Source organism: [Ruminococcus] torques ATCC 27756 (assembly GCF_000153925.1).
Classification (GTDB): Bacteria; Bacillota; Clostridia; order Lachnospirales; family Lachnospiraceae; genus Mediterraneibacter; species Mediterraneibacter torques.
Window position 1 is genome coordinate 1 of sequence record NZ_DS264377.1, and the last position, 10147, is coordinate 10147.

Consider the following 10147-nt stretch of genomic DNA (forward strand, 5'->3'; position numbering starts at 1 on the left):
GAAGAAGGAAGAAAGCTGGGCAGAGAAGAGGGCAGAGAAGAGGAACGAAAAGAATTCCTCCAAAAAATCTGTTCTCTCATTCAGAAAAAGCTTGAAAAAGGAAAGACAATTTCCGAAATTGCAGATGATCTTGAAGATACGGAGGAAAATATCTCCCATCTGATTGAACAGTTTCATCTTGGAAGGAAAGAATCTTAATTAAATTTGGAGCCTAAACCTTTTAAATTGCAAAAGTTTAGGCTCTTGTTTCATGACAGTCCTAATTTTCCAAAGAGATCCTGCCGTTTTCTTACTTCGTTTCCCTCGACTTTCATACCGGAGAGAACTTCTCCTGCTCTTCCTTTTCTGCAAAAGCAGGTCCGAAAAATACGCTGAATCCATGCCGCAGGAAGAAAAACCGGGTATTTCTCCAGATACGGATACTGCATTTTCATCGCTTTATACGGCAGAAATATCGCTTCCATCCATACTTTGATCTGACCTTTCCAAACACGTTTGTCCACTTCTGCCACATGCTGTATATTATAATTTGTAATCGTTCCGTATATTCCGCTTTGCATCAGCAATTCCGTAAGTTGTGCATAAAACTCTGTTTCTGCCTTCTCCTCAAACCAAACGGAAACAAGATCACACATACACCGTTCAAACTGAGCCAGCTCTATTTTCTCCAGTTCTTTCCGAACGTAATCCCAATCCAGACTTTCCTTCATCCGATCCGAAAAAAGCCACATATCTACGATAGAGCGGATTCCGCATCCGCCGCCCTGAAAATGTTTCGCCATATGAGCGATCATAAAGATATAAAAATCTTCCCATGACAGCCGATAAATATGAGATTTACCCTCTTCCTGACGCGCCCGTTTCCAGATATCCTCATAATATGCATCCAACAGTGAATTTTCACCGATCATGCAATGATGCATCTCGATATTCATAAACGGCTTTCTAAAAAACACATCATGATGACTATCCCTGTGATCGCAATAATATCCGAGATCCGTCAGAACCGCTTCCACTTCTTTTCCTCTTCCCGTCTCATACAAAATATCCAGATCCGCCATCATCCGCATACTTGTAACCGGATAAAACCTTTTCATCAAAATGCCTTTTAACGGCAAAACAGATATCCCTTCCTTTTCAAAAGCCTCCAACAATTCTTCCTGTGAAAATGCCTGCACCGCATCTCTTGCAATCTCCATGGACTCTGCTTCCTGAAACTTTTTCAATATTTCTTCCGGAGGCTGCTGTTCTTTTGGAAGCTTCTGTATTCCGGGGCATACCATAGACTGAATCTTATGAAATTTGCATATTCTGTAAAATTTCCCCCAGTCTGTCTCCACTCTTAGTTCAGGCGCTTTCCCCTTTCCCAAACTGAATTTTATCATTTCTAATAACTGACGCCATTCCCTCTTAATCATCATTTGATACCTCTTTAAATTTTTTGTTTTCTATCTCCACAACTCTGTCACAGCATGCCACTCCCGCCGCTGTATGCGAAATACAGATAATTGTCTTTGTATTCATTTTCTTTAGATTCTGGAGAACTTTCCACTCCGTATCCTTATCCAAGGATGACGTACACTCGTCTAACAACAAAATCGGCGCATCGTTTAATATCGCTCGGGCAATCGCAATCCTTTGAACCTGCCCTTCCGATAATCCTTCTCCCCGCTCTGTCAAAACCGTCTCCAAGCCTTGCGGAAGTGTCTCAATATAATCCCATATACACGCAATTTCCGCTGCTTTTCGTATCTCTTCTTCTCCGATATCATGATTACAAAAGGTAATGTTCTCCCGAATCGTTCCCGACATGATCATATTCCCCTGCGGAACATAAGAAAAAACGTTTCTCGTTCCCGCATCAATCTCAATCTTTCCATTTACCGTCTCAAAATAAAGCTTTCCACTCTCACACGGCATCAAATGCAGCATTAACTTCATCATCGTGCTTTTTCCGATTCCCGATTCCCCTACAATGGCAATCAGATCTCCTTTATTAACACGCAGAGAAACATCGTCTAATATAATATCTCCGTTTTGATACGCAAACGTCACATGCTCCGCCACTATCGCGCGAAAATCTTTCTGAAACTCCGACACATCTTCAATCCGAATCTTCTGACTTTCCTCTTCCATATCCTCTATCTCCATCAGCCGCTCTGCCGACGCCTGCATGCTGTAATACTGTGGAATCAACCCCGACACATTACGAAACGGCGCCCGGATCTGCTGAATAATCTGCAAAAAAGCCGTCAATGTTCCGAATGTCATCACACCGAATGAAATCTGAAACGCTCCCCATACAAGCGCCGCATAATACCCCGCTGTAAACAAAACATATACAAGTGTATTTGCCAAATTGCTGATCGCATTACGTTTAATCCGAATACGGTAATTATCTTTTTGAAATTGATTCAGTTTGCCGCATACCGCATGCTCATTTGCAAATGATTTTATGACGATCAGATTCTCAATACATTCCTGCATATAAGAACGCACTACGCCATTCGTCCTCTGCACTTCCTTATGCAGATATTTAAAATGCCTGCTGTAAATACGGCTGAAAATGCAAACAAGAAGCCCGATGCCCAGCACCGCAGCCGTAAAACGGGCGTCGATAGAAAACAGTACCGCAAGTCCTGCCACGATCTTCGTGATCATGGAAATCGCCTGCGGGATCAGTCCGACAACCGCTCCTACCACAATGTCAATATCACTTGTCAGCCTGTTTAATATCTCTCCCGAATGAATCTTTGAAACATGCTGATACTGCTTTTTAAGTACCGCCGCAAAAATTCCCTGGCGAATCTGCATTTCAATCTTCGTTGTCGCATGTATCCGGACGTTACTGCTCAAAATATTCAAAACTGCCTGCAGCAAGATCAGACATACAATCAAAAAAATCTGAACTCCTAACCTTCCCTCTTTTACCCCTGTCGCAACATCTAATAAACTGCTGGAAACAAGAGCCAGAAGAATAAAACTTCCCGCAATCGCTCCGCTGATAAGCGCCAACAGTATTACAAGCCAAAGCGACTTTTTACTATATTGATAAATCCAGCAGACCGCCGACTTTCCTTTCTTACTTTCCATTTTCACTCTCATTCTTATTTTTCTCATTGCACTTTTCTTATCACTTTTTGCCTCTTCTACTTCATTCTACCTTTTCTATTTTAACATCATCCGGCTGTTTTATCATCAATAATATTTTTAAAAAAGTTTCATTATTAACCCTAAAAAAGCAGTGTCAAAATAAAGAAAAACTTTTTTGACACTGCCTTTTTTATCTTTTCATAAAAGAACCCTTTTTATTATCTTATTTGTTTGTAAGGCGTACTTCCTCAGAGTAAACCCATTTTGTTTGCTGTGTTTCCTTATCAGTTACTTTTGCATAAATGACTCCGCGAATTGTCTTTCCTGCCGGAATACCATTTACGTTCACTGCAAACTGATATGTAGAACTAATTACCGGAGCAACGATTTTCTTCGTACCCGGAGTCGGGCCAGTCTCTGTGCAAAGATTTTCTAAATCAGGTTTTCCATACCATAACAACCCGGTCTCATTCAAAATATAATTATCCGGAATTGACAGCTTCGCTATGTATTTTACATTTGCCTTTCCGTCAGCTCGTTTTATAATCATTGTATCAGCAACTGCTGCGTATAATGGTTTTTCGATTGTCTGCTCCTGCGGTGCGTATGTCGCTGTAAATGCCATATTGCCACTTATCGCAAATGTATATACTTCATCATATGAAACAATCTTATCCTTTAACTGCCAGCCTGCAAACTTCTGTCCAACCTGTGGCGCATCTGCTGTAATCGTTACGATCTGATTATAAACACCTTCTGCAACTTTTTTCCCATCAACAGTAACTGTGTACACTTTTTCTTTTTCCAGTGCTATCATTCCGTCAATCAATGCAATGACCGCCTCGCTTACTTCATGTTCCGTAGCCGTAGCATCGTCTTTTACTCCAGTAGCTTCTGTTACTATTTGCCGGAATATATCCCATCCATCTTTTGTATAATCAGACGAATTCAACTTGCCTGCTTCCTCAAGCCAATATGTCAGCTCTGTTTTATCTATAGCAGACGGTACATGTTGCTGTTTTTGTTCTGTCATCTTTACAAGTTGCTGTAATTACCGCCTGTCCCGGAGCTACTGCTGTTACGTTTCCGCTTGCATCAACAGTTGCTATATTATCATTATTGCTACTCCATTCAACAGCTTTGTACGTTGCATCTTCAGGTGTAACGGTTGCTGTTAATTGCTGTGCTTCGTCTCCGGCTTTCAAATCCAATGTTGAAGCGCTCATTGTAACATTTGTTATTGCTTTATGCCAAATTTGAACTTTTCGAACAGATACTGAATTTAACCCCGCTCTGCTATTCATACTTGTAAAAAAGAACATCACATAACGTCCTACTTCTGTTTTACCTTCAAAATGATCTTTAGGATATGCCGAATCAGTTTCCTGATGTGTTTTCTCATACAAAACTTTCCATCCCTCAGGCACTCTATCTTTGGCCAAAAGACTTTCTGTCGTAATCGTAGAATTATCGGTTGTTAAAATTTTATAGTTTGTAGCATATGCCATATTATGAAAACGAATATCTATACCGCTAAAACTTCTTGGCCCATTTTCTCCTAAATCAAAAATTAAATATGCCGCATTTCCTCTCGCACCCGACCCTTTTAGCGCTTCTTTTGAAAACCATCTGTAATTATCATTCTGGGTATCATCACCACGACCATCGTTAACAGAACTAACAGGAAAGTCCCCTTCTGTTCCTGAATACGCTGAAATTTGTAAATTTCGAGCTATATTCATTTCTCCTGCTGCCTGTACAACAGTTCCACCGCCAAATGACACGCAGGAAATCAACATCGCTGCCGATAATGCCGCTGATAAAAATTTCTTTAATCTCATCACTTTACTCCTTTTTTCAATTCTTTCGGTTATTAAAATTTTTATACTCTTTGGTTTACACAAAAGTCTTCTTAAATCCCCTTCCTCCTTCCTCATTATTTTTACATTTTTATGCAAACTCTACAGAACAATCCATATTTACGCTTAAATGTAGTGCTATTTTACCTGTTTTTTCATTTTTCGCCAACAAGCAGTCAGATAATATACTTTATAACCCATAATTTTTCAGTTTTTTAAGTTATTTTTCACAATTTTAATCTGTTTCCCCCAAATTTTCATTTACTCTATTGTAAAAAAGATACAAAAATGAAGTTTTTAACTCGTCATTTGTTCCTCTCTAATTCTACTGTTAAATTTTTTTAATATGTTTTCCCACCGCTTATATGCTATACTTACTTAAGCTTTTATTAAAAAACCACTACTAAAACATTTTTAAGAAAAGGAACAAAAACTATGAATTATTACCGCTTTTCAGATCTTACTATCTCCATGACATGCCGCTATGACATCATGAAACGACGTGCAGAAAAGTATCTGATTCCTAAAGCAAAGGAAAACGAACTTTCCGAAACTACCACTCCCGAAATTCGATTAAATCCTAAAAACGAACTGATACAAAAATACCAAGAGAAATATCCACATCTAACCCTTGACGAAGCAGAACTGATCCTTTTATCATCCCATTTTTCCCTTGAATTAATTAAACATCAAGGGTTTGTTCTCCACGCTTCCGCAATCTCCTACAACGATAAAGCAGTCCTTTTTTCCGCTGATTCCGGCGTCGGCAAGTCAACGCATACCCGCCTGTGGCAGAATCATTTCGGGAAAAATAATGTACATATTATTAATGATGACAAGCCTGCTCTTCGCCTCTTTGGAAATTCATTTACCGTATACGGAACGCCATTTAGCGGAAACAGCGATGAAAATGAAAACATAAAAGCGCCTCTTCATGCCGTTGTATTTCTTGAACCATGTGAGCACAATGCCATGAAAAAACTAACAGCCAAAGAGGCGCTTCCTTATTTTCTTTATAACCTGCCGCAATACAGCAAACACGCAGAACGCATGAACACTCTGCTTTCTCTTCTTGATATACTTTTAAAAACAACTCCTGTTTATCTTTTATCCTGCACTCCCGATAAAAGCGCGGCAATTCTTGCCGAACAGACTTTATTCGGCTCCACTACATAGTTTCAACTAAACCCAGACCAATTTTCGGTATTCCAATTAGGGAAGTTCTCAGATTGCCCCCTTCTCTGCGAATTTAATTAAGATTCTTTCCTTCCAAGATGAAACTCTTCAATCAGATGAGCAATGTTTTCTTCCGTATCTTCAAGATCATCTGCAATTTCGGAAATTGTTTTTCCTTTTTCAAGCTTTTTCTGAATTAAGGCACAAGTTTTTTGAAGAGTCCCTTGTTTTCTTCCCTCTTCTTCTCCCTGCTTTCTTCCTTCTTCTCTTGCCTCTTCTCTCTGCACTTCAATATCTGTCTCATAGTCGTATTCGTCTAATAACATATTGACAACCTCGCTTCCTTTTCGCATTAAATAATCAGCAAGAATCCCTTTTTCAATGCACTCTTTTATCGCTTTTTTATAAGGCTCTTCCTCCCCGGAGATCTGGTAGTTCTGCACGATTTCCATGAACTGGCTGTATTCTTTCAGCACCTGACACTTTTCTAAGATTTCATGATGTTCTTCCGGCCGGATATTGATGACCTTTACTTTTAATTTCAGACTCGGCTCACCGTCTTTTACGATATAGGCATCTGACAGGCGCAGTTCTTTTTCCTTTTCCCACTTTTCTTTTCCGTTATAGAATGTGTAAAATTCCGGTATCGGAAGGGAAACGATTTTCTTTTTATAACGGCTTCTCGGCGGTACAAGCCTTTCATAAGCGCGTCCGATGTACAACAGACTCCGAAGGGGCATGTTTTCGTTGACCGTAGACTGATGCTCGCCGAATACAATCACTTTTCCCCCTGCGTCAAAAGAAATATCGTTTTGAAAATTCATGTAGATCGTATTGTCTACACGGAATCTCCGAATCTTCGTTCCTTCCGGCAGCGGCTCATCATGGATTGCATTAAAAAGCGCGATCTCATTCGCTTCTGCTGATTCGTCCTCATAGAACAGATCTACAAAGACACTGTTTTTAATTTCTCTGTTTTCTTTTCCTGCCATAGGCTCTCCTTTCATGTGCATGAATAAGTCCTGTAGTACAGGCGGGAAAATGCTTTTAAGCTTGCTGCTTTTAGGTTTGCTTTCGCCAAAAGTTTTTCCTCTGAAAAAGAAAACTTTTTTCTTTTTTAAGACCTTCTCTTAAAAAGCAGTATACGAAAAAAAGAACTGTTCTACAAGACTATCCACGCAAAAACTGTTGTTGTATTGTATCGGGTAATTTTGAGGGAATTCCTCAGACCGGCGAAACTGCCGGTATCTTTCACAGAAAGAATTTCTGTAAATAGATTTATCACAACATCGTTTACATTTTTAACTAAGTTCAGACTAACTTCCGGTATTCCAATTAGGGGAGTTCTCAGATCGCCTCCCCTTCTCTGCTAATTTAATTAAGATTCTTTCCTTCCAAGATGAAACTCTTTAATCAGATGAACAATGTTTTCTTCCGTATCTTCAAGATCATCTGCAATTTCGGAAATTGTTTTCCCTTTTTCAAGCTTTTTCCGAATGAGAGAACTTTTTTCTTCTTCTCGGCCCTCCTCTCTTCCCAGCTTTCTTCCTTCTTCTCTTGCCTCTTCTCTTTGCACTTCGATATCTGTCTCATAGTCGTATTCGTCTAATAGCATATTGACAACCTCGCTTCCTTTTCGCATTAAATAATCAGCAAGAATCCCTTTTTCAATGCACTCTTTTATCGCTTTTTTATAAGGCTCTTCCTCCCCGGAGATCTGGTAGTTCTGCACGATTTCCATGAACTGGCTGTATTCTTTCAGTACCTGACACTTTTCTAAGATTTCATGATGCTCTTCCTGCCGGATATTGATGACCTTTACTTTTAATTCCAGACTCGGCTCACCATCTTTTACGATATAGGCATCTGACAGGCGCAGTTCTTTTTCCTTTTCCCACTTTTCTTTTCCGTTATAGAATGTGTAAAATTCCGGTGTCGGAAGGGAAACGATTTTCTTCTTATAACGGCTTCTCGGCGGTACAAGCCTTTCATAAGCGCGTCCGATGTACAGCAGACTCCGAAGGGGCATGTTTTCGTTGATCGTAGACTGATGCTCGCCGAATACGATCACTTTTCCGCCTGCGTCAAAAGAAATATCATTTTGAAAATTCATGTAGATCGTATTGTCTACACGGAATCTGCGGATCTTCGTTCCTTCCGGCAACGGCTCATCATGGATTGCATTAAAAAGCGCGATCTCATTCGCTTCTGCTGATTCGTCCTCATAGAACAGATCTACAAAAACACTGTTTTTAATTTCTCTGTTTTCTTTTCCTGCCATAAGCTCTCCTTTCATGTGCATGAATAAGTCCTGTAGTACAGGCGGGAAAATACTTTTAAGCTTGCTGCTTTAGGTTTACTTTCGCCAAAAGTTTTTCCTCTGAAAAAGAAAACTTTTTCTTTTTTAAGACCTTCTCTTAAAAATCAGTATACGAAAAAAAGAACTGTTCTTCAAGACTATCCACGCAAAAACTGTTGTTGTATTGTATCGGGTAATTTTGAGGGAATTCCTCAGACCGGCGAAACTGCCGGTATCTTTCACAGAAAGAATTTCTGTAAATAGATTTATCACAACATCGTTTACATTTTTAACTAAGTTCAGACTAACTTCCGGTATTCCAATTAGGGGAGTTCTCAGATCGCCTCCCCTTCTCTGCTAATTTAATTAAGATTCTTTCCTTCCAAGATGAAACTCTTTAATCAGATGAACAATGTTTTCTTCCGTATCTTCAAGATCATCTGCAATTTCGGAAATTGTTTTCCCTTTTTCAAGCTTTTTCTGAATTAAGGCGCAAGTTTTTTGAAGAGTCCCTTGTTTTCTTCCTTCTTCTCTTGCCTCTTCTCTTTGCACTTCGATATCTGTCTCATAGTCGTATTCGTCTAATAGCATATTGACAACCTCGCTTCCTTTTCGCATTAAATAATCAGCAAGAATTCCTTTTTCGATGCATTCTTTTATCGCTTTTTTATAAGGCTCTTCCTCCCCGGAGATCTGGTAGTTCTGCACGACTTCCATGAACTGGCTGTATTCTTTCAGTACCTGACACTTTTCTAAGATTTCATGATGCTCTTCCGGCCGGATATTGATGACCTTTACTTTTAATTCCAGACTCGGCTCACCGTCTTTTACGATATAGGCATCTGACAGGCGCAGTTCTTTTTCCTTTTCCCACTTTTCTTTTCCGTTATAGAATGTGTAAAATTCCGGTGTCGGAAGGAAAACGATTTTCTTCTTATAACGGCTTCTCGGCGGTACAAGCCTTTCATAAGCACGTCCGATATACAGCAGACTCCGAAGGGGCATGTTTTCGTTGACCGTAGACTGATGCTCGCCGAATACGATCACTTTTCCTCCTGCGTCAAAAGAAATATCGTTTTGAAAATTCATGTAGATCGTATTGTCTACACGGAATCTCCGAATCTTCGTTCCTTCCGGCAGCGGCTCATCATGGATTGCATTAAAAAGTGCGATCTCATTCGCTTCTGCTGATTCGTCCTCATAGAACAGATCTACAAAGACACTGTTTTTAATTTCTCTGTTTTCTTTTCCTGCCATAGGCTCTCCTTTCATGTGCATGAATAAGTCCTGTAGTACAGGCGGGAAAATACTTTTAAGCTTGCTGCTTTTAGGTTTACTTTCGCCAAAAGTTTTTCCTCTGAAAAAGAAAACGTTTTCTCTTTTTTAAGACCTTCTCTTAAAAATCAGTATACGAAAAAAAGAACTGTTCTACAAGACTATCCACGCAAAAACTGTTGTTGTATTGTATCGGGTAATTTTGAGGGGTTCCTCAGACCGGCGAATCTGCCGGCATCTTTCACAGATAGAAGTCTGTGAGTGAATTTATCATAGCATATCTATCCTTCAAAAAAATATATTTTTCACTTTACTATTAAAAACACCTACATGAGGTGAAAGTTATTTCCACTTTGACAAAGTAGATTGTAGTGTTCCCTTTAAAGAAACCAAAACCCAGGGAATGTCAAGGGCATTTCAGGATGTACATACCCCAAATCTCCGG

General features: G+C 39.6%; 8 protein-coding genes and 1 pseudogene. 2 read left to right on the forward strand and 7 right to left on the reverse strand.

Features of this window, described 5'->3' with window-relative positions; translation table 11 throughout:
* Nucleotides 1-198 (forward strand): annotated as a pseudogene (locus RUMTOR_RS11535) (hypothetical protein); the annotation flags it as partial.
* Nucleotides 199-248: 50 nt separating this feature from the next.
* Here RUMTOR_RS11535 and RUMTOR_RS11540 read toward each other — a convergent pair.
* From RUMTOR_RS11540 to RUMTOR_RS11555, 4 genes are all read right to left on the reverse strand, one after another.
* Nucleotides 249-1421 (reverse strand): nucleotidyltransferase domain-containing protein, encoded by a 1173-nt coding sequence (locus RUMTOR_RS11540; protein WP_004848119.1) that lies wholly within the window; start codon nucleotides 1419-1421, stop codon nucleotides 249-251.
* On the reverse strand, nucleotides 1411-3120 hold the full coding sequence (locus RUMTOR_RS11545) for an ABC transporter ATP-binding protein (protein ID WP_004848121.1): 1710 nt from the start codon (nucleotides 3118-3120) through the stop codon (nucleotides 1411-1413). Before RUMTOR_RS11545 ends, RUMTOR_RS11540 begins: the two co-directional genes overlap by 11 nt.
* A 196-nt stretch (nucleotides 3121-3316) precedes the next feature.
* Nucleotides 3317-4126 (reverse strand): hypothetical protein, encoded by an 810-nt coding sequence (locus RUMTOR_RS11550; RefSeq protein WP_004848122.1) that lies wholly within the window; start codon nucleotides 4124-4126, stop codon nucleotides 3317-3319.
* On the reverse strand, nucleotides 4083-4934 hold the full coding sequence (locus RUMTOR_RS11555) for an Ig-like domain-containing protein (RefSeq protein ID WP_009320630.1): 852 nt from the start codon (nucleotides 4932-4934) through the stop codon (nucleotides 4083-4085). The genes RUMTOR_RS11550 and RUMTOR_RS11555 overlap by 44 nt, the downstream gene beginning before the upstream one ends.
* 453 nt (nucleotides 4935-5387) lie before the next feature.
* Here RUMTOR_RS11555 and RUMTOR_RS11560 point away from each other — a divergent pair, with 453 nt between their 5' ends.
* Complete coding sequence (locus RUMTOR_RS11560) at nucleotides 5388-6128, forward strand: hypothetical protein (RefSeq protein ID WP_044998287.1); 741 nt, start codon at nucleotides 5388-5390, stop codon at nucleotides 6126-6128.
* A 77-nt stretch (nucleotides 6129-6205) separates the two neighbouring features.
* Here RUMTOR_RS11560 and RUMTOR_RS11565 read toward each other — a convergent pair whose 3' ends face one another.
* The 3 genes from RUMTOR_RS11565 to RUMTOR_RS11575 all read right to left on the reverse strand — a co-directional run bounded on the left by RUMTOR_RS11565 (nucleotide 6206) and on the right by RUMTOR_RS11575 (nucleotide 9705).
* Nucleotides 6206-7141 carry an RpnC/YadD family protein gene (locus tag RUMTOR_RS11565; RefSeq protein WP_004848126.1) on the reverse strand — a complete coding sequence of 312 codons (936 nt, stop codon included), beginning with the start codon at nucleotides 7139-7141 and terminating at the stop codon, nucleotides 6206-6208.
* Between the two features lie 365 nt (nucleotides 7142-7506).
* Nucleotides 7507-8430: a hypothetical protein gene (locus tag RUMTOR_RS11570; RefSeq protein ID WP_004848128.1), complete on the reverse strand. Its 924-nt coding sequence runs from the start codon at nucleotides 8428-8430 to the stop codon at nucleotides 7507-7509.
* A gap of 363 nt (nucleotides 8431-8793) precedes the next feature.
* The gene (locus RUMTOR_RS11575) at nucleotides 8794-9705 is read right to left on the reverse strand and encodes an RpnC/YadD family protein (protein WP_004848129.1); all 912 of its coding nucleotides are present in this window, start codon (nucleotides 9703-9705) and stop codon (nucleotides 8794-8796) included.
* Nucleotides 9706-10147: the final 442 nt, after the last annotated feature.

Excerpts from the sequence above, each read along its gene's own strand:
- RUMTOR_RS11540 (WP_004848119.1), bottom strand. The coding sequence starts at position 1,421 with ATGATGATTAAGAGGGAATGGCGTCAGTTATTAGAAATGATAAAATTC.
- RUMTOR_RS11545 (WP_004848121.1), bottom strand. The coding sequence starts at position 3,120 with ATGAGAAAAATAAGAATGAGAGTGAAAATGGAAAGTAAGAAAGGAAAG.
- RUMTOR_RS11550 (WP_004848122.1), bottom strand. The coding sequence starts at position 4,126 with ATGACAGAACAAAAACAGCAACATGTACCGTCTGCTATAGATAAAACA.
- RUMTOR_RS11555 (WP_009320630.1), bottom strand. The coding sequence starts at position 4,934 with ATGAGATTAAAGAAATTTTTATCAGCGGCATTATCGGCAGCGATGTTG.
- RUMTOR_RS11560 (WP_044998287.1), top strand. The coding sequence starts at position 5,388 with ATGAATTATTACCGCTTTTCAGATCTTACTATCTCCATGACATGCCGC.
- RUMTOR_RS11565 (WP_004848126.1), bottom strand. The coding sequence starts at position 7,141 with ATGCACATGAAAGGAGAGCCTATGGCAGGAAAAGAAAACAGAGAAATT.
- RUMTOR_RS11570 (WP_004848128.1), bottom strand. The coding sequence starts at position 8,430 with ATGCACATGAAAGGAGAGCTTATGGCAGGAAAAGAAAACAGAGAAATT.
- RUMTOR_RS11575 (WP_004848129.1), bottom strand. The coding sequence starts at position 9,705 with ATGCACATGAAAGGAGAGCCTATGGCAGGAAAAGAAAACAGAGAAATT.